This is a genomic window from Burkholderia sp. E168m15, assembly GCF_016586105.1.
Classification (GTDB): Bacteria; Pseudomonadota; Gammaproteobacteria; order Burkholderiales; family Burkholderiaceae; genus Burkholderia; species Burkholderia orbicola.
Genome location: NZ_BCPO01000075.1, coordinates 23,764 through 45,931, shown reverse-complemented (window position 1 = coordinate 45,931; position 22,168 = coordinate 23,764). Strand labels below are relative to the sequence as shown.

The window sequence follows — 22,168 nt, the reverse complement described above, 5'->3', positions numbered from 1 at the left end:
GGTTGCGCAGGTCGCATCCGGGCTGTCGAAAAGCCGTCACGGCAGAAACCGTGACGGCTTTTTTTCGTCTTGGTCGATCGCGTCGAACTCTGCGTGCAAACGCCACTCCATTCGACTGTCGGGTCGTGCACGCGGCCGGCCGTCGGCAAACCGACACACGGGCCGCGTAGCATCGATGACCCATCGGGACACGGAGAACGCGCATGAGTCTGGACTACGGTTTCGTGAAGGCGAAGGTGACGTCGGTGGCGAGGCTGAAGGGCTCGCCGCACGGCCGCGAGATCCAGTATCACGTTCACCTGACGCTGGCGTTGCCGGCGGGCGACTGGGACGTCGCGATCAACGTCGGCACCAGCGACGCGGACGATTTGCTGAACTACAAGCTCGTCTACGATTTCCACCATCCGGTCACGGCGACGCTCGCCGCCGCGGCCGAGGGCTATACCGATCTGACGGGGCAGGCCGCGCTGCCCGCGCTCGACTACCTGCGCAGCGACATCCTGAACGAGACGGGCGCGTGGCGCGCGAGCGCGGTGATGGACGGCACCGAGCATCCGGAGCCGATCCCGTCGCTGCTGCGGCTCGTGAACGCCGCGCAGTCGCAGGGCCTCGACGTCGTCGTGTTCGGCCGCACCTATGCGCAAGGCAATGGCATCCACGACACGCACATGAACCAGGGCTCGACGGGCCCGAACTACCTGCATCGCGCGGGTGACGACCACAACGACCACAACGACGTCTGGCAGGACGGCGCGCTGCTCGTGCGCGTGAGCGACACGCAATGGGCCGCGTATTTCGCGGCGTTCGAGCAGCAGGCCGTGCCGACCGACGCGCTCGGCAATCCGCTGCCGGGCGCGGGGCCGATCACGCGCTGAGCCGCTACTGCTACGAGCGGCCGTGTTACGCGGCCGACAGCGTCTTGCCGAACGAGATGCGTTCCTCGACGCGATAGCCGAGCGCGGCATAGAAGCGGCATGCGTCGTCGTTGCCGGGCAGCACCTGCAGGTTGATCTTCGGGCAGCCGCGTGCGGCGAGCGCGCGTTCCGCATGCGCGATGAGTGCACGGCCGATGCCGAGCCGGCGCGCGTCGTTCGCGACGCCGAACGAGTAGAGCCAGCCGCGATGTCCGTCGAAACCGGCCATCAGCGTGCCGACGACGCGCGCGCCGCTGGTCGCGACGAAGAACAGTTCCGGCTGCGTCGCGAGCTTCAGCTCGATCGATCGCAGCGGATCGCGGTGCGGCGGCGCACCGGCTTCGTCGTACTGCGGGAACGCGTCGCGCCATACCGCGAGCACGGCATCGGTGTCGGCGCGTTCGAACGGGCGGATAGCGACAGCATCGGCGGCGGCATCCATCGCGACGGTCTCCTTACAGCGTGTCGAGGATCGACCGCAGCATCGCCATCATCTGGTCGATTTCTTCGGTCGTCACGTTCAGGGCAGGCATGAAGCGCAGCAGGTTCGGCCGTGCGGCGTTCAGCAGCAGGCCGTCGGGCTGCATGTCGCGCGCCTTCTCGACGATCTGCGGGCCGATGTCCTTGCCGAGCAGCAGCGCGCGCAGCAGGCCTTCGCCGCGTTCGCCCTCGAAGCCGCGCTCCTCCGACAGTTCGAGCAGCTTGCGCTTCAGATACTCGCTGCGCGCACGCACGCCTTCGAGGAAGCCGGGTGCGACGAGCTGCGAGATCACCGAATAGCCGACCGCCGTCATCAGCGGGTTGCCGTTGTACGTACCGCCCTGGTCGCCGGCCTCGAACACCGCGACGTCGGCTTTCGACAGCAGCGCGCCGAGCGGTGCGCCGCCGCCGATGCCCTTCGCGAGCGTCATGACGTCCGGCTCGATGCCGGACAGCTCGTACGCGAACAGCTTGCCCGCGCGGCCGCAACCGCTTTGCACTTCGTCGACGATCAGCAGCAGGTTGTGCTGCTTCGTCAGCGCGCGCAGCGCCTGCATGAATTCACGCGTGGCCGGGATCACGCCGCCTTCGCCCTGGATCGGCTCGAGCATCACCGCGACGGTCTTGTCGGTGATCAGCTTCTCGACCGACTCGATGTTGTTCAGCTCGGCCTTCGGGAAGCCCGGCACCTGCGGCGCGTAGATCGTGTCCCAGCCCGGCTTGCCGCTGGCCGACATCGTCGCGAGCGTGCGGCCGTGGAAGCTGTGGTCGAACGTGATGATCTCGTATGCGCCGTTCTTGTACTTGCGGCCCCACTTGCGCGCGAGCTTGATCGCGCCTTCGTTCGCCTCGGCGCCGCTGTTCGTGAAGAACACCTTGTCGAACACGCTGTGCTGCGTGAGCAGACCCGCGAGCTTCGCCATCGGTTCGTTGTAGAACGCTGGCGACGGGTTCAGCAGCTTTTCGGCCTGCGTCTTCAGCGCCTCGACGATACCGTCGTTGCAGTGGCCCAGGCTGTTGACGGCCCAGCCCTGGATGAAGTCCAGATAGCGCTTGCCCGTGTGATCGTAGAGCCACGAACCCTTGCCGTGCGTAAACACGATGTCGGGGCGGTTCGTGATGTACATCAGCGAGTCGATCGGATAATCGTTCAGGGGCATGGCAGCAGACTCCAGCGGGCGTTGAAAGGGAAACGGGCAATAAAAAAGCCACGGAAGGCCGTGGCTGGTGGGTCGAACAGCTTGTGCGTAACCGGTGAAGCGGAGGAGGGTTACGCGCGAGTCCGTGACGAGCCGGCGGCATCCGGGCGGAGCGGCGAGCGGCGACGTCGGAAAGCGGACAGGAAGCGGTTCATGTGCGCAAGCATAAGGCATCCCGCGCCCCACTGTAAACCGCCGCGATGCCACGGATGTGACACGGCGGCGCGCAGCGGGGGCGCGCCGCGCCCGGTGCTCAGACCGGATGCGCGAGATCGGCGGCGCTCGTGAACGAGTCCGCGTAGAACTCGTCGGCCGGCAGCGCGTGGTGCTGCGTGAAGTCGCGCTGCGCGGATTCGACCATCACCGGCGCGCCGCACGCGTACACCTGGTGGCCCGACAGATCGGGCAGATCCTCGATCACCGCGCGATGGACGAAGCCGGTGCGGCCCGTCCACTGGTCGGCGTCGTCCGGCTCGGAGAGCACCGGTACGTACTTGAAGTTCGGGATCTCGCGCGCCCACTGCTCGGCGAGTTCGGCGAGGTAGATGTCCTTCTTGCGGCGCGCGCCCCAGTAGAGCGTCATCGGGCGGGTGATGCCCGAATGCTTCACGTGCTCGATGATCGCCTTGATCGGCGCGAAGCCGGTGCCCGACGCGAGCAGCACGATCGGCTTGTCGGAATCCTCGCGCAGGAAGAACGTGCCGAGCGGGCCTTCGAAGCGCAGGATGTCGCGCTCCTTCATCGCACCGAACACGTGGTCGGTGAACTTGCCGCCCGGCATGTGGCGGATGTGCAGTTCGATCGGGCCTTCCTCGTGCGGCGCGTTCGCCATCGAGTAGCTGCGGCGCGAGCCGTCCTTCAGGATGAATTCGACGTACTGGCCCGCGAGGTACTGCAGGCGCTCGTTCGCGGGCAACTGCAGCTTCACGACCATCACGTCGTCGGCCTTGCGTTCGAGCGCGGCGATCCGGCACGGCAGCTTCTTCACCTGCACGCCGTCGACGCCGGCGATCTCGCGCACGTCGATCTCGAGGTCGCATTGCGCCTTCGAGCAGCACAGCAGCGCGAGGCCGCGCGTGCGTTCGTCGTTGGACAGCGCCGACGCGGCATGCGGGCCCTGTTCGATCTGGCCCGATACGATCTGGCCCTTGCACGAGCCGCACGCGCCGTTCTTGCAGCCGTACGGCAGATGGACGTTCTGGCGCAGCGCGGCCGCCAGCACGGTTTCGTCCGACTCGACCTGGAATTGCCGGCCGCTTTGCTTGAGAGTGACGTTGAATGCCATAGAACCAAACTAGAACAAAATGGGGGGACCGTGCATGTCGCGCACGGCAGCTACAATGCAAAGCCGTTGCGCGTCGCGCAACGGCGGCTACTGATTTCGCAACCAACATGATCGCGACACGAATCCTGCGCCGGCCGCGCGTACTGATCGTCGGCTGCGGCGACGTCGGCATGCGCTGCGTCGCGCAATGGCGTAACGCGCGCCCCGACCTGCGTATCCTCGCGCTGACGAGCCATCCGGCTCGCCGCGACGAACTGCGCGCCGCGGGCGCGACGCCGATCGTCGGCGACCTCGATCGCCGGGCGGCGCTCGGCCGTCTCGCGGGCCTCGCCCGCACGATCCTGCATCTCGCGCCGCCGCCATCCGACGGCCGTGACGACCGGCGCACGCGTGCGCTGATCGCCGCAACGTCCATGCCCGCGCGTCGGCCGGCGGCACCGCCGGCCCCGGCGGTCGGCCGGCTCCGAACGCTGCGCACCGCGGCGCGACAGGCCGGCGCGCCCGTTCGGGCAGCGCGTATTGTACCCGAGGGCCTTCGCGCGCCGACGCTCGTCTATGCCAGTACGACGGGCGTCTACGGCGACTGCGGCGGCGCGCGCATCGACGAAACGCACCCGCTGCGCCCCGCGAATCCGCGCGCGTTCCGGCGCGTGTCGGCCGAGCGGCAACTGCGTGCGGCGACGGTGCGCGGCGTGCTGTCCGCACGCATCGTGCGCATCCCCGGCATCTACGCGGCGAACCGCCTGCCGGTCGCGCGGCTCGAGCGCGGCACGCCGGCGCTCGAGCCGGCCGACGACGTCTACACGAACCACATCCATGCGGACGATCTCGCGGCGATCCTGCGCCGGGCGGCCGAGCAGGGCAAGCCGGCGCGCGTCGTGCACGCGTCGGACGACACCGAATGGCGGATGGGAGAGTATTTCGACCGGGTCGCGCAGGTGCTCGGCCTGCCGAAGCCGCCGCGCGTGAGCCGCGCGGACGCCGAGCGCCTGCTCGAGCCGACGCTGCTGTCGTTCATGCGCGAGTCGCGGCGCCTGTCCAACACACGGCTCAAGGCCGAATTGTGCGTGACGTTGCGCTATCCGACCGTAGACGATTTCCTTCAAACGCTCGCGCCGGCCAGCGCGTCAGGTGAGCGCCGGTAACGCCTCGATCAGCAGGAAGCACAGCAGCGCACCGATCAGCGCGCCGATCAGGTTCGGATGATATTTGTGCTTCAGATGCATCGTGGCCAGCAGGCCTCCGATCACGATGACACCGATGACCGCGAACGCGATCATCACCGACGACAGTTCGAAAGAATGGTTGATGTTCATGATGCCTCCCCCTGCATCGCTGCTCTTGCAGCTTGTGATTTCAGTATAGCGGGGGAACCTGCGGCCGAGACGCGGCCAGGCACCGAACGGTCGTGCGGATTTTCCCTTACAGGGTTTTGACGGAATTGCGCAGCGCGGCAAGGTCGGCTTCGTCGAGCCATCGCCATGCGCCGGGCGCGAGGTCGGCCGGCAGCGCGAACCCGCCGATGCTTTCGCGGTGCAGCAATTCGACGCGGTTACTCGCCGCGGCGACCATCCGCTTGACCTGGTGGTACTTGCCTTCGAGCACGGTCAGCGCGAGTGCATGCGTGTCGCGGGCGTCGGCGGCGACGGCCGCGATCGGCTTCGGTTCGCCATGCAGTTGCACGCCGGTGCGCAGCGCGTGCAGTTGCGTGTCGTCGAGCGGGTGGCGCACGGTCGCGACGTAGGTCTTCGGCACCTTGCGCTTCGGCGACGTGTACGCGTGCACGAACTGGCCGTCGTCGGACAGCAGCAGCAGGCCGGTCGTGTCCTGGTCGAGCCGGCCCACGCATTGCACGCCGCGCGCGACGAGCGGCGCGGGCAGCAGGCTGAACACGCTCGCATGGTGCTGCGGATCGCGCGAACACTCGTAGCCCGCCGGCTTGTTGAGTGCGAGGTACGCGCGTGCATGGAACGGCCACGCCGTATCGTCGACCGAGAACACGAGGCCGTCGGTGTCGAAGGTGGCGTCCGGGTCGGTCGCGGCGGCGCCCGCGACGGCGACGCGGCCCGCTTCGATCAGACCGCGGCACTGGCGGCGCGAGCCGAAGCCCTGGGTGTAGAGAATGCTTTCGAGATCCATAGCGCGCGCATTCTATCAAGCACCGGCGCATGGGCGGCATGAACGCGCCCGCGCTGGTAAGCTGCCGGGACGCCGCGCAGCGCGCGGCACCCGTTCATTCTTCACGGAAAGTCCATGCCTTTCGATTCATTCCCGTTCGGCCGCCACGCTGCCGCCGTCATCGCGGCCGCGACCGTTTCGTCGGCCGCGTTCGCGCATGCGCATCTCGCGAAGAGCGACCCGGCGGCGGGCGCGGCGCTGGCCGCCGCACCGGCGGCCGTCACGATCGACTTCACCGAGCCGCTGGAGCCGGCATTCAGCTCGATCGTCGTCGTCGACGGCGACGGCAAGACGGTGTCGAACGACCGCGCGCGCATCGACGCGTCGAACCGCAAGCGGATGACGGTGCCGCTCACGGCGCTCGGCACCGGCGCGTATACGGTGAAGTGGGTGGCCGTCGCGACCGACGGGCATCGCACGCAGGGCGCGTACGGCTTCAGCGTGAAGTGACGCAACGGCGGCGGCAGGCCCGTGCCAGGGTTGCCGCCCGCCTTTATCCGACAGGAGGCTCCCGCATGAATCCGACGACGCTCGACGCACTCGCGGATTTCCCTCGTCAGCTCGAAGCGCATTTCGCGGCCGTGCCCGACGGCTATGCGCGCTGGACACCCGACGACTGGGCCGGCATGCCGAGCGAGCATTTCTCGCCGCTCGGGCAGCTCTGCCATGTGCGCGACATCGAGATCGACGGCTATCACGTGCGGCTGCGGCGCATGCTCGACGAAGACCACCCGCTGCTCGTGTCGATCGACGGCGACGCGCTCGCGATCGAGCGGCGCTACGACGACGCGTATGCGTCCGACGTGCTTGCGGCGATCCGCGACGCACGACGCGAAACGCTGGAATGGCTGTCGCGCCTCACGCCCGCACAGTTCGAGCGTACCGGCGAGTTCGACGGCTACGGTTCGCTGACCGTGCGCGGGCTCGTCCATTACCTGTGCAGCCACGACCAGCAGCATCTGGCCGGCATGCAGTGGCTGCTCGGCAAGATCGACGCGGCGCTGTACGCGCGCTGACCTGGCCCGCGGCCGCGCTCGGCTTCAGAATCCGGTGTCGCCGTCGGTGCGGCAGACCACCTTGTGCCGCTTTGATTGGATCGGTTTTCTGGATAATCCATCCAGCCGCGGCCGGCTGACCGGCGCGTCGCGCATGCCTACACTCCTAGCTTCGTTCAACGAAAAAAGGAGTCAACCGTGGCAACTCATACGCTCGCAGACAAGGTCGTCCTGATCGCAGGCGGCGCAAAGAACCTCGGCGGCCTGATCGCCCGGGACCTGGCGGGCCACGGCGCGAAGGCGGTGGCGATTCACTACAACAGCGCGGCGTCGCAGGCGCAGGCCGAGGAGACGGCTGCCGCGGTGCGCGCGGCCGGCGCGGAGGCCGCGACGTTCCAGGCGGACCTGACGACGGCCGCCGCGGTCGAGAGGCTGTTCGACGACGCGAAGCAGCGCTTCGGCAAGATCGACATCGCGATCAACACGGTCGGCAAGGTGCTGAAGAAGCCGTTCACCGAGATCAGCGAGGCCGAATACGACGAGATGTTCGCGGTCAACAGCAAGTCGGCGTTCTTCTTCATCAAGGAAGCCGGCCGGCATCTCGAGGATCACGGCAAGCTCGTCACGCTCGTGACGTCGCTGCTCGGCGCGTTCACGCCGTTCTACGCGGCGTACGAGGGATCGAAGGCGCCGGTCGAGCACTTCACGCGCGCGGCGTCGAAGGAGTACGGCGCCCGCGGGATCTCGGTGACGGCCGTCGGGCCGGGCCCGATGGACACGCCGTTCTTCTATCCGGCCGAAGGCGCCGATGCGGTCGCGTATCACAAGACGGCCGCCGCGCTGTCGCCGTTCAGCAAGACGGGGCTGACCGACATCGAGGACGTCGTGCCGTTCATCCGCCATCTGGTGACCGACGGCTGGTGGATCACCGGCCAGACGATCCTGATCAACGGCGGCTATACGACCAAGTAACCGGGGCGCTTGCCGGCCGCGCGGCGCACCGCACTGGCGCGTTTGCGTGGACAATGGACGGGCGCGCGACCACGAGGCCGCGCGCCCGTTTTCTCTGTGCCGCCGAAGCCGGCCGCGATGCGCGGCGGCCGGCGGCGACCGTCGTTCGAACCCGGGTTTCCCGCCGATGGACAAGCTGGATCAGGTCAGGATCTTCCTGCAGGTTGCCGAGATGGGCAGCTTCATCAAGGCCGCGCATGCGCTCGACGTGCCGCGCGCGACCGTGTCGGCGGCCGTCCAGCAGCTCGAGACGGCGCTCGGCACGCGTCTGTTGCACCGCACGACCCGCCAGGTGCAGCTGACCGCCGACGGCGCGCTGCTGCTCGAGCGCGGCCGGCGCCTGCTCGCGGAGGCCGACGAACTCGACCGCCTGTTTCGGCGCCGCGACCGTGACGTGGTCGGGCGGCTGAACGTCGACGTGCCGAGCCGGATCGCGCGCCGCGTCGTGGCGCCCGCGCTGCCGTCGCTGTTTCGCCGCCACCCGAAGCTGCAACTGTCGCTCGGCTCGACGGACCGCTCGATCGACCTCGTGCAGGAGGGCGTCGATTGCGCGATCCGCGTTGGGCGGCTCGCGGACAGCAGCCTCGTCGTGCGGCCGCTCGGGCAGTTCACGCTGATCAACTGCGCGAGCCCCGACTATCTGCGCGAGTGCGGCGTACCCGAGCATCCGGACGCGCTCGCGCACGGGCACTGGGCGATCGGCTATGCGTCGCCGACGACCGGGCGCGAGCTCGGCTGGGAATACTGCGCGGACGGGCAGCGGCACACGCTGACACTGCCGAGCCGCGTGATCGTCAACAACGCCGAAACCTATATCGCCGGCTGCATCGCCGGAATGGGCTTGATCCAGATTCCGCGCTTCGACGTCGAGCATCTGCTCGCAAGCGGCGCGCTCGTCGACGTGATGCCCGGCCACCGCGCCGAGCCGATGGACGTATCGGCCGTGTATCCGCACCGCCGGCATCGCTCGCGCCGGCTCAACGCGTTCATCGAGTGGTTCGGCGCGTTGATGGCGGATGCGTTGAACGACGCGGGCGCGCGCGGCAGCGGCGACTGACGGCGGCATCGTGCCGGTATCCAGTGGGCAGGCCTGCTGCTCGCCGGCCGATCGGCTCCGGTGCGAGGCGGCCCGTGCGACGAGCGCACAGCGCGTGTTCAGGCGGCGAACTGCCGCGTGCGCCCGGTGGCCCGCACCGCGTCGATCAGCGCGGCGCCGGCGCCTGAGGGTTTCGACGCGAATGCGTAAAAGCGTGCGGCCGGCAGCGCCGGCAGGCCGTCGTGCGGCCCGCATTCCCGCAAGCCGTCGCGCAATTGGCTGCGTGCGAGTGCCGTGACCGCGAAGCCGGCGAGCGCGGCCGACATGCAGCCGGCCATGCTCGCGCTTTCGAACAGCACGCGAAACGGCCGCAGCGCCGCGGCGAGCGCGGACACCGCGGCTTCCCGGTACACGCACGGTTCCGGAAACAGCGCGAGCGGCACGCCTTCCTCGGCGTCGAGCGCCGTATCGGCCGCGAAGGCCCAGACGAGCGGCTCTTCCCACAGCAGTTCGCCAGGCGTGTCGACCTGTCGGCATTGCTTGCCGAACACGACGTCGAGCCGGCCGAACGTCTGCTCCCGCAGCAGCGATGCGGTGATGCCGACCTTCAGTTCGATCGATGCGCGCGGATGGCGGTCGCGGAAGGTGCGCAGCACCTGCGGCAGCCACGTGCCCGCGAAATCCTCCGACGCGCCGATCCGCAGCGGCCCGTGCGCCGGCGCGCCGCGCAGCCGTGCCCGCACCTCGCGTTCCATGTCGACGATGTTGCGCGCGTACGCGTACAGCGTGTCGCCGGCCGGCGTGAGCGCGATCCGGCGGGTGGTGCGCGCCAGCAGCACGGTGCCGGCCGCCTGTTCGAGCCGCTTGATGTGGCCGCTCACCGCGGACGGCGTCAGCGCGAGGCGTTCCGCGGCCGGCGCGAACCCGCGGCGGTCGACGACCTCGAGAAAGGTGCGCAGCAGCGCGATGTCGAGCGTGGTCGACGCGGGGTCGGTCGGCGGTTGCATGGATCGATTCAACGCAAGAATTGAAGAATGAATCATGATACTCCGTGAATTGTGATGAAAGACCGACCTACCATCGTAGGTTCACGGTGACTTCACGGAGTACACGATGACGACCTATGCGCATGCGACGACCGCGTCGCTCGACATTGCCTATCTCGAATGGAATCCGCGCGGCGAACGCGTGGCCGTGCTGCTGCACGGCTGGCCGGACAGCCCGGTCGGCTGGGAGGCGGTGGCATCGGCGCTCGCCGCACGCGGCTACCGCGTGCTCGCCCCTGCGTTGCGCGGCTTCGCGCCGACGCGCTTTCGTGACGCGTCCGTGCCGCGCAGCGGCCAGCTCGCCGCGCTCGGGCGCGACCTGCTCGAATTCGTCGATGTGCTCGGTATCGAGCGGCCCGTGCTGGTCGGACACGACTGGGGCGCCCGCGCGGCCGCGAACGCATGCGGGCTACGCGACGGTGTTGCCTCGCAGCTCGTGATGCTGTCGGTCGGCTACGGCACCAACGATCCCGCCCAGCCGCTGTCGCTGCAGCAGGCGCGCAACTACTGGTATCACTGGTTCATGGCGACGCCGCGCGGCGAGCAGGCGCTGCGCGACGACCGCCGCGCGTTCGCGCGCCTGATGTGGGATACGTGGTCGCCGCCGGGCTGGTATCGCGACAGCGATTTCGACGCGGCGGCCGCCGCGTTCGACGGACCCGACTGGATCGACGTCGTGCTGCATTCGTACCGGCAGCGCTGGGGCTTCGCGCCAGGCACGCCGGCTTATGCCGACGACGACGCGCGGCTGAACCCGGCGCCCGTGCTGACGGTACCGACGCTCGTGCTGCACGGCGGCGCGGACACCTGCAATCATCCGGACAGCTCGGTCGGGCGCGAGCGGTTCTTCGCCGGGCGCTACGAGCGGCAGGTGCTCGACGGCATCGGGCACTTCCCGCAGCGCGAATCCGCGACGGCGGTCGCTGACGCGATTCTCGGCTTCTGCGAGCGGGATTGACGCGCGCCGGCCGGCCCGGCGCGCGAAGAAATCAGCCGTCGACACGCGGCGCGAGCAGATCGGCGAGCCCGATGTTCCGGAACATCTCGCGGCGGATGCGATCGCCGACACGGAACACTTCCTCGGCGCCGTCCTGCGACGGGTCGACGAACACGCGGTAGGGGCGCTTGCCGGCCGGCGCCGCGACGAGCTCGGCAATCGCCGTGGCGACGGCGCCGGCGTCGGCGTCCGCCGGTTCGAGCGCGGCGAGGCCCGTCAACGCCTGATCGGCGACGCCCGCGTACGGCCCGCTGTCGTACGCAGCCTGCACGGCGGTATCGGCCGGCTTGCCCGCATGGAGGAAGTGATTCGTGCCTCGGGTGAACGCGCCCGGCACGACGATCGACGTTTCGATGCCCCAGCGGGCGAGTTCGGCGGCGTAGGACACCGCGAGCGAGTCCATCGCGGCTTTCGCGGCGAAGTAGGGGGCGAGGAACGGCGGGGTGCCGCCGCGCGCCGACGAGGACGACACCCACACGAGCAGGCCGCGGCCCTGGCGGCGCAGGTGCGGCAGCGCCGCGCGGTTCACGCGCTGGGTCGACACGACGTTGACGTCGTAGAGCTGCGCAAGCTGCTCCGGCGTGAAGGCTTCGGCCGGCCCGAACACCATGTGGCCGGCGTTGTGGACGACGACGTCCAGACGGCCGTTGTCGGTGATCACGCGCTCGATGGCGGCGTCGACCGATGCGTCGTCGCCGACGTCGAGTTCGAGGCTGCGCAGGTCGACGCCGTGTTCCTGCGCATAGGCCGCGACGGCGGCGGCGCGCGGCGCGTTGCGCCCGGCGCGCTCGCGCATCGATGCATAGACCGTGTGACCGGCGCGCGCGAGCGCCTGGACCGTCAGCAAGCCGAAGCCGCTGGACGCGCCGGTGACGAGGACGACTTCCTTCATGAGCGATCTCCTGGCAGAAAGATGAGGTGGCGGCGAGGGGGCGTCAGCACATGCCGCCGTTGGCGCGCAGGATCTGGCCGTTGATCCACGCGCCGTTCGGGCCGGCGAGGAACGCGACGACGCGCGCGATGTCGTCGGGCTGGCCGAGCCGCTCGAGCGGGTTCAGCTTCGCGAGCCGCTCGACGAGTTCCGGGCTCTTGCCCTGCAGGAACAGCTCGGTCGCGACCGGCCCGGGCGCGACGGCATTCACGCGGATGCCGCGCCCGCGCATTTCCTGCGCAAGCACCTGCGTGAGGCTTTCGACCGCCGCCTTGCTGGCGACGTACACGCCGTAAGTCGGCATGCGCATGCCGATCACGCTGGTCGACAGGTTGATGATGCATCCGCCGTCGCGCACCCGCCTGGCCGCTTCGCGGCAGACGTTGAAGGTGCCTTTCACGTTGATGGCGAGCGTTTCGTCGAACAGCGCATCGTCGCAGTCGGCGATGGTCGCGAGCTTCATCACGCCCGCGGAATTGACCACCACATCCAGACCGCCGAATGCGTGTTGCGCGGCGTCGAACAGCGCGGCCACGGCCGCCGGGTCGGCGACGTTCGCCTGCACCGCGATCGCATGGCCGCCGTCGGCGACGATCGCGTCGACCACTTCGCGGGCCGGGCCGGCGCTCCCGGCATAGTTGACGACGACCCGGAAGCCGTCCCGGGCGAGTTGGCGGGCGATTTCCGCGCCGATGCCGCGCGACGAACCCGTGACGACGGCGACCTGTTCCGATGTGCTCATGTCCTGCTCCTGATGACTGGATGAATGCCGTTCGATCCGGCGACAGGACAACTGTAGGCTTCCGCGATCAATAAAAATAATGAATAATGATCAGTCGATGAATGACTGAAAGTATGTCTCATGGGATTCGACAGCAGGCTGCTCAGCGGTATCGGTGTGCTCTCCGCGGTGATAGAGGCCGGCACCTTCGCGCGGGCGGGCGAGGCGATGGGGCTGACTCAACCGGCGGTGAGCCGCGCCGTTGCCCGGCTGGAAGAGCGGGTCGGCATCCGGATCTTCAACCGGACGGCCCGCGCGATCACGTTGACCGACGAAGGGCGACGCTTTTACGAGGCGGTCGCGCCGCTGCTGGCCGGCATCGAGGAGGCGGCGCTCGACGCCGGCCAGTCGAAGGCGCGCGTGAGGGGGCGGCTGCGGGTCAACGTGGACGGCACGTTCGGCCACTACGTGCTGGCGCCGCGGATGGCGGAATTTCTCGACCGCTTTCCCGATCTGTCGGTCGAGATCAGCGTGCGGGACCGGATGGGCGACCTCGTCGCCGACGGTTTCGACGTGGCCGTGCGCTTCGGTATCCCGGAGCCGTCGTCATATCGGGCGCGACTGCTGCTCGAGACGCGTGTGCTGACCTGCGCATCGGCGGCCTACGTCGCGCGTCATGGCGAACCGCGTCATCCGCGCGATCTCGCGGACGGGCATCGTTGCGTGCTGATCCGCGATCCGGTGACGGGGCGACCGTACGAATGGGAGTTTCATCGCGGCAAGGAAGTGGTGCCGGTCGACGTCGCCGGCAGGTTGACCGTCAACGATACGGGCGGGCTGCTCGGCGCTTGCCTGGGCGGTGTCGGCATCGCGCAACTGCTGGAGCTCTATGCGCGGGAGATCCTCGCCGACGGGCGGTTGGCGCAGTTGTTGCCCGAGTGGGCCGACGAGACTTTTCCGCTTTATGCGTATCACCACGCGTCGAATCTCGTTTCGGCCAAGGTTAGGGTGTTTCTCGACTTCGTCCGCGAGTTGATGGCCTGAGTCTGCCGAGCGAACGGCGGCCGTCGGGTCATTCGGTGCGATGCGGAATGTTGTCCGGGAACGGATAGGGCGCATGCGTGCCGGGCCAGTCGGGTACGGGCGGCGCGCTCAGCACGTCGCACCCGCCGAGCACGAGCGCCAGCACGCCGCGGCAGGTCCGGCATGCAATCGCGCGCATGGACATGGGCGGCCTCCATGGTCGGCATTCCCTGATGCTTGGACTACCGGAGCGGGCCACCTGTTGCGGCGAATGCGGGCGCAACAACAAAAAACCCGCGAAGCGGCGAGCTTGCGCGGGTTTCGACAGTGGCAGCGCTTTCGACAGTGGCAGCGCATAACGCTGCGAAATTCTGGTGCCCAGGGCCGGAATCGAACCGGCACGCCTTGCGGCGGGGGATTTTGAGTCCCCTGCGTCTACCAATTTCACCACCTGGGCTTGATCCTGGCCGCGCGCCCGATGCAGATTGTGCGCGGCGAAACGCGAATTATGGCGGAAAACCGGGCACCGGGCAAGCAGCCCGGCGACCGGCTGCTTCTGCTACTGGCTCAGGTACACGAACCGGCCCTGCTTCACGATCCCCATCACGCTCGCGCGCTGGTCGAGCCCCACGTGATCCTTGTCGCTGGTATTGACGACGCCGTTCGGCACGACGAGCTCGTGCGCGCGTTCGAGCTCGCGGCGCAGCGCCGCGCGGAACGCGGGCGTGCCGGGTTGCGCCGCTTTCAGCGCGCGGCCGACCGCATCGGCGAGGCGCGGGTACACGCCCGCCGCATCGCCCGCGAACTGCGTGACCGTGCCGGCGCCGTATTTCGCCTCGTACGCGTCGACGAACGCGAGCGCGGCCTGGCGGGCCGGGTGGTCGGCCGGCAGCGTGCGGGCGACGACCACCGGCTGGGTCGGAAACAGCGTCCCGTCCACGTCCTTGCCGCCGAGCTTGATGAATTCCGGCGTCGCGATCCCGTGCGTCTGGTAGATCGGGCCCTTGTAGCCGCGCTCGATCAGCGTGCGCTGCGGCAGCACGGTCGGCGTACCGGCGCCCGCGATCAGGATCGCGTCCGGCTTCGCCGCGATCAGTTTCAGCGCCTGGCCGGTGACGCTCGCGTCGGTGCGGTTGAAGCGCTCGGTCGCGATCACGCGGATCTTGCGCAGGTCCGCGAAGCGCGTGAATTCGTTGAGCCAGCTGTCGCCGTAGCTGTCCGCGAAGCCGATGAAGCCGACCGTCTTCACGCCGTGGTTGGCCATGTAGCGGGTCATCACGTCGGCCATCGCGCGGTCGCTCTGCGCCATCTTGAATGCCCAGGTCCGCGCGCCCTCCTGCGGCTCGACGATCGAGCCCGAGCCGACCAGCGTGATCATCGGCGTCTGCGCGGCCGCCACTGCGTCGAGCGCCGCGAGCGCGGCCGGCGTGATGTTCGGGCCGACCACGACGTCGACGTGATCCTCGTCGACCAGCTTGCGGATGTTGCGTACCGCCGCGCCCGGGTCGGACGCGTCGTCGAGCACCGTGACCTGCACGGGTTGCCCGGCGATCGTCTTCGGCCACATCAGGATCGCGTTCTTGCTCGTGATGCCGATCGCGGCGGCCGGGCCGGTCGACGACAGGTCGACGCCGACCTTCAGGTCGGCATGCGCGGCCGCGCAGGCCAGCACGAGGGCGGCGCCGGCGGCGCGGCGGGTGCGGCGCAACAGGGTGGGACGTCGCAACAGGGCGGGAAGCGTCATGCGGGAATCTCCATCTCCGTCGGGCAACGAAAAGGGGCGCAATGTGCGCCCCCGTGTTCATACCTGTCCGTCAAAGCTCGTACGATTCGGCTTCGCCCTTGAGCGCCTGCTCGATCAGCTTGCGGTTCAGCGTGGGCGACAGCAGTTCGACCAGCGTATACACATAGCTGCGCAGGTAGGCGCCCTGCTTGAGCGCGACGCGCGTCACGTTGCTGCCGAACAGGTGGCCGACCGGGATCAGCCGCAGGCCGCGATCGCGCTCGGGATTGAACGCAATGTCGGCCATGATGCCGACGCCGAGGCCGAGTTCGACATAGGTCTTGATCACGTCGGCGTCGATCGCCTCGAGCACGATGTCCGGCGACAGCCCGCGCAGCGCGAACGCATGGTTGATCTTCTTGCGGCCGGCGAACGCATCGTCGTAGGTGATCAGCGGGTATTGAGCGAGATCGTCGAGCGTGACCGGCTTGCGTTCGAGCAGCGGGTGGTCGGCCGGCACGACGGCCGCGTGATGCCACTGGAAGCAGGGCAGCGACACGAGCTCCTTGTAGTCGGAGATCGCCTCGGTCGCGATCGCGAGATCGGCCTGGTCGTGGATCACCATCTCGGCCACCTGCGTCGGACTGCCTTGCAGGATCGACAGGTGCACCTTCGGGAAGCGCTTCTTGAACTCGGCGATCGCGGCCGGCAGCGAGTAGCGGGCCTGCGTGTGGGTCGCCGCGATGGTCAGGTTGCCCTGGTCCTGCGCTGCATAATCCTTCCCGACCCTTTTAAGGCTTTCCACTTCCTGGAGAATCCGCTCGACCGACGCGAGGATGATCCGGCCCGGCTCGGTGAGTGAGCGCACGCGCTTGCCGTGCCGCGTGAAGATCTCGACGCCCAGCTCGTCCTCGAGCTCGATGATCGCCTTCGATACCCCCGGTTGCGACGTGTAGAGCGCCTTGGCGGCCTCGGTGAGGTTGAAATTCTGCCGGACGGCCTCGCGCACGAAGCGAAATTGGTGCAGGTTCATTTATAACCCTTCCGCATATCAACAGAATTTTTTAGTCGTTTGAAATATAAGGCGAGTTTATTACGATTCACCGGAGTTTTTCAAATATGGATATCTGTTTTCGTCATTAGCAATCCAGCCGGCAGCGGTTGGCGGCGGTGACGACGGAACGGAGATTCGGGCGCGACGTGGCTAGGACGTCGCGCAGTCACCACGAAAACCCTGGGGTCCCCGAATGTATCAGTACGACCAATACGACCAGACGATCGTCGACGAGCGAGTCGCGCAGTACCGCGATCAGGTGCGCCGCCGGCTGTCGGGCGAGTTGAGCGAAGACGAATTCCGTCCGCTGCGTCTGCAGAACGGCCTGTACATGCAGCGCCACGCGTACATGCACCGCATCGCGATTCCGTACGGCAACCTGCGCAGCGACCAGCTCCGGATGCTGGCGCGCATCGCCCGCGAACACGACCGCGGCTACGGCCATTTCTCGACCCGCTCGAACATCCAGTTCAACTGGATCGAGCTGGAAGACACACCCGAAATCCTCGCGAAGCTCGCGTCGGTGCAGATGCATGGCATCCAGACGTCGGGCAACTGCATCCGCAACATCACGGCCGACCAGTTCGCCGGCGTCGCGCAGGACGAGGAGATCGATCCGCGTCCGTGGGCCGAGATCCTGCGCCAGTGGTCGACGTTCCACCCCGAATTCGCGTGGCTGCCGCGCAAGTTCAAGATCGCGGTGTCGGGCTCGAAGCGTGACCGCGCGGCCGTGCAGATCCACGACCTCGGCGTGTACCTGAAGAAGAACGCGCAGGGCGAGGTGGTCGCGAGCATCCTCGCGGGCGGCGGCCTCGGCCGTACGCCGATCGTCGGCGCGGTGATCAAGGAAGACCTGCCGTGGCAGCACCTGCTCACGTACTGCGAAGCCGTGCTGCGCGTGTACAACCGTTACGGCCGCCGCGACAACCTGTACAAGGCGCGCATCAAGATCCTCGTGAAGGCGCTGTCGCCGGCGAAGTTCGCGCAGCAGGTCGAGGAAGAATGGCAGCACCTGAAGGACGGCCCGTCGACGCTCACGCAGGCCGAAATCGACCGCGTGTCGCAGTACTTCCAGCCGCCCGTCTACGAGAAGCTGGCCGACACCGACGCGTCGTTCGAACAGCACCTGCTCGAGAACAAGGCGTTCGCGCGCTGGGTCGAGCGTAACGTCGCGCCGCACAAGGTGCCGGGCTATGCGGCCGTCACGCTGTCGCTGAAGGACCACCGCGTGGCCCCGGGCGACGCGACCGACGCGCAGATGGATCTGGTCGCCGACTGGGCGGACGCGTATTCGTTGGGCGAGCTGCGCGTGTCGCACGAGCAGAACCTGATTCTCGCGAACGTGAAGAAGCGCGACCTGTTCGCGCTGTGGGAAAAGGCGAAGGCGGCCGGTTTCGCGACGCCGAACGTCGGCCTGCTGACCGACATCATCGCGTGCCCGGGCGGCGACTTCTGCTCGCTCGCGAACGCGAAGTCGATCCCGATCGCGCTGGCGATCCAGCAGCGTTTCGACGATCTGGACTACGTGTACGACCTCGGCGACCTGTCGCTGAACATTTCCGGTTGCATGAACTCGTGCGGTCACCACCACGTCGGCAACATCGGCATCTTGGGCGTCGACAAGGACGGCGCCGAGTGGTACCAGGTGTCGCTCGGCGGCGAGCAGGGCACGGGCCGCAACGGCGCGCGTCTCGGCCGCGTGATCGGGCCGTCGTTCTCGGCGGAAGAAGTGCCCGACGTGATCGCGAAGCTGATCGATACGTTCGTCGAGGCGCGCATCGACGGCGAGCGCTTCATCGACACGTATGATCGCATCGGCATCGCGCCGTTCAAGGAGCGCGTGTATGCGGCGCGCCAGGCAGTGAACGCGTAATCAACCGGGTAGAGGGAATTTGCAGATGGCTTCGATTATCAAGAACCGCGCAGTGATCGACGACGCATGGCAGGTCGTACGCGCGGCGGAAGACGGTACGCTGCCCGCGGTCGACGCATTGCCGGCCGGCAAGGTGCTGGTGCCGTTCGCGTTGTGGCAGGCCGGGCGCGCGGCGCTCGTCGCCGCGAAGACGAAGGACGAACTCGGCGTGTGGCTCGCGCCGGACAGCGAACCGGCCAATCTCGTGGCCGACTTCGGCGCGATCTCGCTGATCGCCGTCGACTTCCCGCGCTTCGCGGACGGCCGCGGCTACAGCATCGCGCGCCTGCTGCGCGAGCGTCATGGCTGGACCGGCGAGCTGCGCGCGATCGGCGACGTGCTGCGCGACCAGTTGCTGTACATGTCGCGTTGCGGCTTCGACGCGTTCGCGGTGCGTGCCGACAAGGACATCCACGACGCGCTGAATGCGTTCACGGAATTCACGCAGCGTTACCAGGGCGCGTTCGACGAGCCGGCGCCGCTGTTCCGCCGCCGCGAGGCGGCTGCCGCCAAGGTGAGCGCATGAGCACCGCGACCGCCCCCGCGCTGACGCCGGAACTCGCCGCCAAGGTCGAGCGCCTCGACGCGCTGCTCGCGCAGATCGGCGAGCGTCACGACAAGGTGAAGTTCGCGAGCAGCCTCGCCGCGGAAGACATGCTGCTCACGCACGCGATCCTGTCGAAGGGCGTGTCGATCGGCATCTTCTCGCTGAACACGGGCCGCCTGCACGCGGAGACGCTCGGCATGATCGACCGCGTGCGCGAGCGCTACGGCTACGAGATCGAGCAGTTCCACCCGCGGCAGGACGCGGTCGACCAGTATGTCGCCGAGCACGGCCTGAACGCGTTCTACGAGAGCGTCGAGCTGCGCAAGTCGTGCTGCCACATCCGCAAGGTCGAGCCGCTGAACCGCGCGCTGGCCGACGTCGGCGCGTGGGTGACGGGCCAGCGCCGCGAGCAGTCGGTCACGCGCGCGGAGCTGCACGAGGAAGAACAGGACGAAGCGCGCGGGATCGCGAAGTACAACCCGCTCGCCGACTGGACGGAAGCCGACGTGTGGGCGTACCTTAAGGCGTTTGACGTGCCGGTCAACCCGCTGCATGCGCGCGGCTATCCGAGCATCGGCTGCGAGCCGTGCACGCGCGCGATCCGTCCCGGCGAGGACAGCCGCGCGGGCCGCTGGTGGTGGGAGTCGCGCGACACGAAGGAATGCGGGCTGCACATCACGATCACGCCGATTCCCGCGGATGCCGAAGCCGGCGCCGCGCACTGAACGCCCGATAAGAAACTGAATATTGCGCCGCCTGCGACAGCGGGCGGCACGAACCCAGAAGAGAAGGACTGAAATCATGAGCACGACGCTCGAGCAATCCGCCTTTGCCCCGCCCACCGGCGCCGACAGCCGCATGGGCCACCTCGACTGGCTCGAAGCCGAGTCGATCCACATCCTGCGCGAACTGGTTGCGGAATGCAGCAAGCCGGCGCTGTTGTTCTCGGGCGGCAAGGATTCGGTCGTCGTGCTGCATCTGGCGCTGAAGGCGTTCGGCCTCGGCGCGAACCGCAAGACGACGCTGCCGTTCCCGCTCGTGCACATCGACACGGGCCACAACTACGAGGAAGTGATCGACTTCCGCGACCGCCGTGCGCAAGAGCTCGGCGCCGAGCTGGTGGTCGGTCACGTCGAGGATTCGATCAAGCGCGGCACGGTCGTGCTGCGCCGCGAGACCGATTCGCGCAACGCCGCGCAGGCCGTCACGCTGCTCGAGACGATCGAACAGCACGGCTACACGGCGCTGATCGGCGGCGCGCGCCGCGACGAAGAGAAGGCCCGCGCGAAGGAGCGGATCTTCTCGTTCCGCGACGAATTCGGCCAGTGGGACCCGAAGGCGCAGCGCCCGGAACTGTGGAGCCTGTACAACGCCCGCCTGCACAAGGGCGAGCATCTGCGCGTGTTCCCGATCTCGAACTGGACCGAGCTCGACGTGTGGCAGTACATCGCGCGCGAGAACCTCGAACTGCCGTCGATCTATTACGCGCACCAGCGCGAGATCGTGCGCCGCAACGGGCTGCTCGTGCCGGTCACGCCGCTCACGCCGATGCGTGACGGCGAGACGAGCGAGCTGGCGCAGGTGCGCTTCCGCACGGTCGGCGACATCAGCTGCACGTGCCCGGTCGAGAGCGACGCGGACGACGTCGAGAAGATCATCGCCGAGACGGCGGTGACCGAGATCACCGAGCGCGGCGCGACCCGGATGGACGACCAGGCCTCCGAAGCCGCGATGGAACAGCGCAAGAAGCAAGGTTATTTCTGAAGCACACGAGGACATTCACATCATGAGCATCATCGAGAACACCGAAGACCTCGGCGTGTTGCGTTTCATCACCGCGGGCAGCGTCGACGACGGCAAGAGCACGCTGATCGGCCGCCTGCTGTACGACAGCAAGGCCGTGCTGTCCGACCAGCTGTCCGCGCTGTCGCGCGCGAAGAACAAGCGCACGGTCGGCGACGAGCTGGATCTCGCGCTGCTGACCGACGGCCTCGAAGCCGAGCGCGAGCAGGGCATCACGATCGACGTCGCGTACCGCTACTTCGCGACCGCGAAGCGCAAGTTCATCATCGCCGACACGCCGGGCCACGAGCAGTACACGCGCAACATGGTGACGGGCGCGTCGACCGCGCACGCGGCGATCGTGCTGATCGACGCGACGCGCATCACGGTCGAGAACGGCGTCGTGCAACTGCTGCCGCAGACCAAGCGCCACAGCGCGATCGTCAAGCTGCTCGGCCTGCAGCACGTGATCGTCGCGATCAACAAAATGGACCTCGTCGACTACAGCGAGGCGCGTTTCAACGAGATCCGCGACGCGTACGTCGCGCTCGCGAAGCAGCTCGGCCTGACCGACGTGCGTTTCGTGCCGGTGTCGGCGCTGAAGGGCGACAACATCGTCGGCGCGAGCGAGCGGATGCCGTGGTACGCGGGCGAGCCGCTCCTCGACGTGCTCGAGTCGCTGCCGGTCGAGACGCAGGCGCATGACGCGCTGCGCTTCCCGGTGCAGTGGGTCGCGCGCCAGGACGGCAGCTCGGCTGACGATTTCCGCGGTTACATGGGCCGCATCGAGTCGGGCGAAGTGAAGGTCGGCGACGCGATCGTCGTGCTGCCGTCGAACCGCACCGCGACGGTTGCCGAGATCGTCGCGCCGGTGCCGGGCGGCACCGCGGCAGTTCCGCACGCGTTCGCGGGCCAGACGGTGACGATCCGTCTCGAAGAGGACGTCGACGTGTCGCGCGGCGACATGTTCGTCACGACCGCCGAGCCGGTCGAGCCGGCCAAGAAGCTCGAGGCCGACCTGTGCTGGTTCGACGAGGCGCCGCTGTCGCCGCAGCGCAAGTACCTGCTGAAGCAGACCACCAGCACGGTGTTCGCGAAGATCGGCGCGGTCAAGCAGGTGCTCGACGTGCATACGCTGTCGCACGCGACCGACCGTCAGGAACTGAAGATGAACGACATCGGCCGCGTGGCGCTGACGCTGCAAAAGCCGATCGTCTGCGACACGTACGATGCGCACCCCGGTACGGGCGCGTTCGTGCTGATCGACGAGGCGACGCATCACACGGTCGCCGCGGGCATGATCCGCGCGTTCTCGGCGTAATCGTCAATCTGCG

General features: G+C 68.0%; 24 protein-coding genes and 1 tRNA gene. 13 read left to right on the top strand and 12 right to left on the bottom strand.

The annotated features are described in order from the left end of the window. Positions 1-203: 203 nt before the first annotated feature. A complete protein-coding gene (locus tag JMF86_RS12390) occupies positions 204-875 on the top strand; it encodes a DUF2278 family protein (protein WP_006478055.1) in 672 nt (223 codons plus the stop codon). Between the two features lie 25 nt (positions 876-900). Here JMF86_RS12390 and JMF86_RS12385 read toward each other — a convergent pair whose 3' ends face one another. The 3 genes from JMF86_RS12385 to JMF86_RS12375 form a co-directional block, all read right to left on the bottom strand. After that, positions 901-1,356 (bottom strand): GNAT family acetyltransferase, encoded by a 456-nt coding sequence (locus JMF86_RS12385; protein WP_011546003.1) that lies wholly within the window; start codon positions 1,354-1,356, stop codon positions 901-903. A 13-nt stretch (positions 1,357-1,369) separates the two neighbouring features. Next, a complete protein-coding gene (locus JMF86_RS12380) occupies positions 1,370-2,554 on the bottom strand; it encodes an acetylornithine transaminase (RefSeq protein WP_011546002.1) in 1,185 nt (394 codons plus the stop codon). Between the two features lie 292 nt (positions 2,555-2,846). Further along, positions 2,847-3,878: a CDP-6-deoxy-delta-3,4-glucoseen reductase gene (locus JMF86_RS12375; RefSeq protein ID WP_006478058.1), complete on the bottom strand. Its 1,032-nt coding sequence runs from the start codon at positions 3,876-3,878 to the stop codon at positions 2,847-2,849. Positions 3,879-3,985: 107 nt separating this feature from the next. Between JMF86_RS12375 and JMF86_RS12370 the strand changes: the two genes are divergently transcribed. Next, entirely contained in the window at positions 3,986-5,023 is a 1,038-nt protein-coding gene (locus tag JMF86_RS12370) for an NAD-dependent epimerase/dehydratase family protein (protein ID WP_011546001.1), read from the top strand. Here the strand turns inward: JMF86_RS12370 and JMF86_RS12365 are convergent. Next, positions 5,006-5,194, bottom strand: coding sequence for a hypothetical protein (locus JMF86_RS12365; RefSeq protein WP_011546000.1), 189 nt, complete (start codon positions 5,192-5,194; stop codon positions 5,006-5,008). The two genes, JMF86_RS12370 and JMF86_RS12365, sit on opposite strands and share 18 nt — an antisense overlap. Positions 5,195-5,300: 106 nt before the next feature. Further along, positions 5,301-6,017 (bottom strand): 16S rRNA pseudouridine(516) synthase, encoded by a 717-nt coding sequence (locus JMF86_RS12360; protein WP_011545999.1) that lies wholly within the window; start codon positions 6,015-6,017, stop codon positions 5,301-5,303. Positions 6,018-6,131: 114 nt separating this feature from the next. Between JMF86_RS12360 and copC the strand changes: the two genes are divergently transcribed. The 4 genes from copC (at position 6,132) to JMF86_RS12340 (ending at position 9,119) form a co-directional block, all read left to right on the top strand. After that, positions 6,132-6,506 carry a copper homeostasis periplasmic binding protein CopC gene (gene copC, locus JMF86_RS12355; protein WP_011545998.1) on the top strand — a complete coding sequence of 125 codons (375 nt, stop codon included), beginning with the start codon at positions 6,132-6,134 and terminating at the stop codon, positions 6,504-6,506. Positions 6,507-6,571: 65 nt separating this feature from the next. Continuing rightward, a complete protein-coding gene (locus JMF86_RS12350) occupies positions 6,572-7,072 on the top strand; it encodes a DinB family protein (RefSeq protein WP_011545997.1) in 501 nt (166 codons plus the stop codon). Positions 7,073-7,249: 177 nt separating this feature from the next. After that, entirely contained in the window at positions 7,250-8,023 is a 774-nt protein-coding gene (locus JMF86_RS12345) for an SDR family oxidoreductase (RefSeq protein ID WP_011545996.1), read from the top strand. Between the two features lie 166 nt (positions 8,024-8,189). Beyond that, positions 8,190-9,119: a LysR family transcriptional regulator gene (locus tag JMF86_RS12340; protein WP_011694365.1), complete on the top strand. Its 930-nt coding sequence runs from the start codon at positions 8,190-8,192 to the stop codon at positions 9,117-9,119. Positions 9,120-9,217: 98 nt separating this feature from the next. Here JMF86_RS12340 and JMF86_RS12335 read toward each other — a convergent pair whose 3' ends face one another. Beyond that, a complete protein-coding gene (locus JMF86_RS12335) occupies positions 9,218-10,105 on the bottom strand; it encodes a LysR substrate-binding domain-containing protein (protein ID WP_041489238.1) in 888 nt (295 codons plus the stop codon). Between the two features lie 106 nt (positions 10,106-10,211). Between JMF86_RS12335 and JMF86_RS12330 the strand changes: the two genes are divergently transcribed. After that, on the top strand, positions 10,212-11,102 hold the full coding sequence (locus JMF86_RS12330) for an alpha/beta fold hydrolase (protein ID WP_011545993.1): 891 nt from the start codon (positions 10,212-10,214) through the stop codon (positions 11,100-11,102). Between the two features lie 31 nt (positions 11,103-11,133). Here JMF86_RS12330 and JMF86_RS12325 read toward each other — a convergent pair whose 3' ends face one another. Further along, a complete protein-coding gene (locus tag JMF86_RS12325) occupies positions 11,134-12,033 on the bottom strand; it encodes an SDR family oxidoreductase (protein WP_011545992.1) in 900 nt (299 codons plus the stop codon). 43 nt (positions 12,034-12,076) lie between these two features. Next, positions 12,077-12,814 carry an SDR family oxidoreductase gene (locus JMF86_RS12320; protein WP_011545991.1) on the bottom strand — a complete coding sequence of 246 codons (738 nt, stop codon included), beginning with the start codon at positions 12,812-12,814 and terminating at the stop codon, positions 12,077-12,079. 120 nt (positions 12,815-12,934) lie between these two features. Here JMF86_RS12320 and JMF86_RS12315 point away from each other — a divergent pair, with 120 nt between their 5' ends. Next, positions 12,935-13,837 carry a LysR family transcriptional regulator gene (locus JMF86_RS12315; RefSeq protein WP_011545990.1) on the top strand — a complete coding sequence of 301 codons (903 nt, stop codon included), beginning with the start codon at positions 12,935-12,937 and terminating at the stop codon, positions 13,835-13,837. Positions 13,838-13,865: 28 nt separating this feature from the next. Here the strand turns inward: JMF86_RS12315 and JMF86_RS12310 are convergent, their stop codons facing one another. The 4 genes from JMF86_RS12310 to JMF86_RS12295 all read right to left on the bottom strand — a co-directional run bounded on the left by JMF86_RS12310 (position 13,866) and on the right by JMF86_RS12295 (position 16,572). Further along, the gene (locus JMF86_RS12310) at positions 13,866-14,021 is read right to left on the bottom strand and encodes a hypothetical protein (RefSeq protein ID WP_201317003.1); all 156 of its coding nucleotides are present in this window, start codon (positions 14,019-14,021) and stop codon (positions 13,866-13,868) included. A gap of 167 nt (positions 14,022-14,188) precedes the next feature. Further along, positions 14,189-14,273: transfer RNA gene (locus JMF86_RS12305), tRNA-Leu, on the bottom strand. 102 nt (positions 14,274-14,375) lie between these two features. Further along, positions 14,376-15,560 (bottom strand): ABC transporter substrate-binding protein, encoded by a 1,185-nt coding sequence (locus JMF86_RS12300; protein ID WP_011545989.1) that lies wholly within the window; start codon positions 15,558-15,560, stop codon positions 14,376-14,378. A 70-nt stretch (positions 15,561-15,630) separates the two neighbouring features. Continuing rightward, a complete protein-coding gene (locus JMF86_RS12295) occupies positions 15,631-16,572 on the bottom strand; it encodes a CysB family HTH-type transcriptional regulator (RefSeq protein WP_006478072.1) in 942 nt (313 codons plus the stop codon). A 214-nt stretch (positions 16,573-16,786) separates the two neighbouring features. On the opposite strand from JMF86_RS12295, the gene JMF86_RS12290 reads away from it, so the two are divergent. From JMF86_RS12290 to JMF86_RS12270, 5 genes are all read left to right on the top strand, one after another. Next, positions 16,787-18,466 (top strand): nitrite/sulfite reductase, encoded by a 1,680-nt coding sequence (locus tag JMF86_RS12290; protein ID WP_011545988.1) that lies wholly within the window; start codon positions 16,787-16,789, stop codon positions 18,464-18,466. Between the two features lie 25 nt (positions 18,467-18,491). Continuing rightward, positions 18,492-19,031: a DUF934 domain-containing protein gene (locus JMF86_RS12285; RefSeq protein WP_011545987.1), complete on the top strand. Its 540-nt coding sequence runs from the start codon at positions 18,492-18,494 to the stop codon at positions 19,029-19,031. Next, positions 19,028-19,777 (top strand): phosphoadenylyl-sulfate reductase, encoded by a 750-nt coding sequence (locus tag JMF86_RS12280; RefSeq protein ID WP_011545986.1) that lies wholly within the window; start codon positions 19,028-19,030, stop codon positions 19,775-19,777. Before JMF86_RS12285 ends, JMF86_RS12280 begins: the two co-directional genes overlap by 4 nt. A gap of 76 nt (positions 19,778-19,853) precedes the next feature. Further along, the gene (gene cysD / locus JMF86_RS12275) at positions 19,854-20,816 is read left to right on the top strand and encodes a sulfate adenylyltransferase subunit CysD (RefSeq protein WP_006478076.1); all 963 of its coding nucleotides are present in this window, start codon (positions 19,854-19,856) and stop codon (positions 20,814-20,816) included. Positions 20,817-20,838: 22 nt separating this feature from the next. Further along, positions 20,839-22,155, top strand: coding sequence for a sulfate adenylyltransferase subunit 1 (locus JMF86_RS12270; protein ID WP_011545985.1), 1,317 nt, complete (start codon positions 20,839-20,841; stop codon positions 22,153-22,155). The last annotated feature ends 13 nt before the right edge of the window (positions 22,156-22,168 follow it).

Excerpts from the sequence above, each read along its gene's own strand:
- JMF86_RS12390 (WP_006478055.1), top strand. The coding sequence starts at position 204 with ATGAGTCTGGACTACGGTTTCGTGAAGGCGAAGGTGACGTCGGTGGCG.
- JMF86_RS12385 (WP_011546003.1), bottom strand. The coding sequence starts at position 1,356 with ATGGATGCCGCCGCCGATGCTGTCGCTATCCGCCCGTTCGAACGCGCC.
- JMF86_RS12380 (WP_011546002.1), bottom strand. The coding sequence starts at position 2,554 with ATGCCCCTGAACGATTATCCGATCGACTCGCTGATGTACATCACGAAC.
- JMF86_RS12375 (WP_006478058.1), bottom strand. The coding sequence starts at position 3,878 with ATGGCATTCAACGTCACTCTCAAGCAAAGCGGCCGGCAATTCCAGGTC.
- JMF86_RS12370 (WP_011546001.1), top strand. The coding sequence starts at position 3,986 with ATGATCGCGACACGAATCCTGCGCCGGCCGCGCGTACTGATCGTCGGC.
- JMF86_RS12365 (WP_011546000.1), bottom strand. The coding sequence starts at position 5,194 with ATGAACATCAACCATTCTTTCGAACTGTCGTCGGTGATGATCGCGTTC.
- JMF86_RS12360 (WP_011545999.1), bottom strand. The coding sequence starts at position 6,017 with ATGGATCTCGAAAGCATTCTCTACACCCAGGGCTTCGGCTCGCGCCGC.
- copC (WP_011545998.1), top strand. The coding sequence starts at position 6,132 with ATGCCTTTCGATTCATTCCCGTTCGGCCGCCACGCTGCCGCCGTCATC.
- JMF86_RS12350 (WP_011545997.1), top strand. The coding sequence starts at position 6,572 with ATGAATCCGACGACGCTCGACGCACTCGCGGATTTCCCTCGTCAGCTC.
- JMF86_RS12340 (WP_011694365.1), top strand. The coding sequence starts at position 8,190 with ATGGACAAGCTGGATCAGGTCAGGATCTTCCTGCAGGTTGCCGAGATG.
- JMF86_RS12335 (WP_041489238.1), bottom strand. The coding sequence starts at position 10,105 with ATGCAACCGCCGACCGACCCCGCGTCGACCACGCTCGACATCGCGCTG.
- JMF86_RS12330 (WP_011545993.1), top strand. The coding sequence starts at position 10,212 with ATGACGACCTATGCGCATGCGACGACCGCGTCGCTCGACATTGCCTAT.
- JMF86_RS12325 (WP_011545992.1), bottom strand. The coding sequence starts at position 12,033 with ATGAAGGAAGTCGTCCTCGTCACCGGCGCGTCCAGCGGCTTCGGCTTG.
- JMF86_RS12320 (WP_011545991.1), bottom strand. The coding sequence starts at position 12,814 with ATGAGCACATCGGAACAGGTCGCCGTCGTCACGGGTTCGTCGCGCGGC.
- JMF86_RS12315 (WP_011545990.1), top strand. The coding sequence starts at position 12,935 with ATGGGATTCGACAGCAGGCTGCTCAGCGGTATCGGTGTGCTCTCCGCG.
- JMF86_RS12310 (WP_201317003.1), bottom strand. The coding sequence starts at position 14,021 with ATGTCCATGCGCGCGATTGCATGCCGGACCTGCCGCGGCGTGCTGGCG.
- JMF86_RS12300 (WP_011545989.1), bottom strand. The coding sequence starts at position 15,560 with ATGACGCTTCCCGCCCTGTTGCGACGTCCCACCCTGTTGCGCCGCACC.
- JMF86_RS12295 (WP_006478072.1), bottom strand. The coding sequence starts at position 16,572 with ATGAACCTGCACCAATTTCGCTTCGTGCGCGAGGCCGTCCGGCAGAAT.
- JMF86_RS12290 (WP_011545988.1), top strand. The coding sequence starts at position 16,787 with ATGTATCAGTACGACCAATACGACCAGACGATCGTCGACGAGCGAGTC.
- JMF86_RS12285 (WP_011545987.1), top strand. The coding sequence starts at position 18,492 with ATGGCTTCGATTATCAAGAACCGCGCAGTGATCGACGACGCATGGCAG.
- JMF86_RS12280 (WP_011545986.1), top strand. The coding sequence starts at position 19,028 with ATGAGCACCGCGACCGCCCCCGCGCTGACGCCGGAACTCGCCGCCAAG.
- cysD (WP_006478076.1), top strand. The coding sequence starts at position 19,854 with ATGAGCACGACGCTCGAGCAATCCGCCTTTGCCCCGCCCACCGGCGCC.
- JMF86_RS12270 (WP_011545985.1), top strand. The coding sequence starts at position 20,839 with ATGAGCATCATCGAGAACACCGAAGACCTCGGCGTGTTGCGTTTCATC.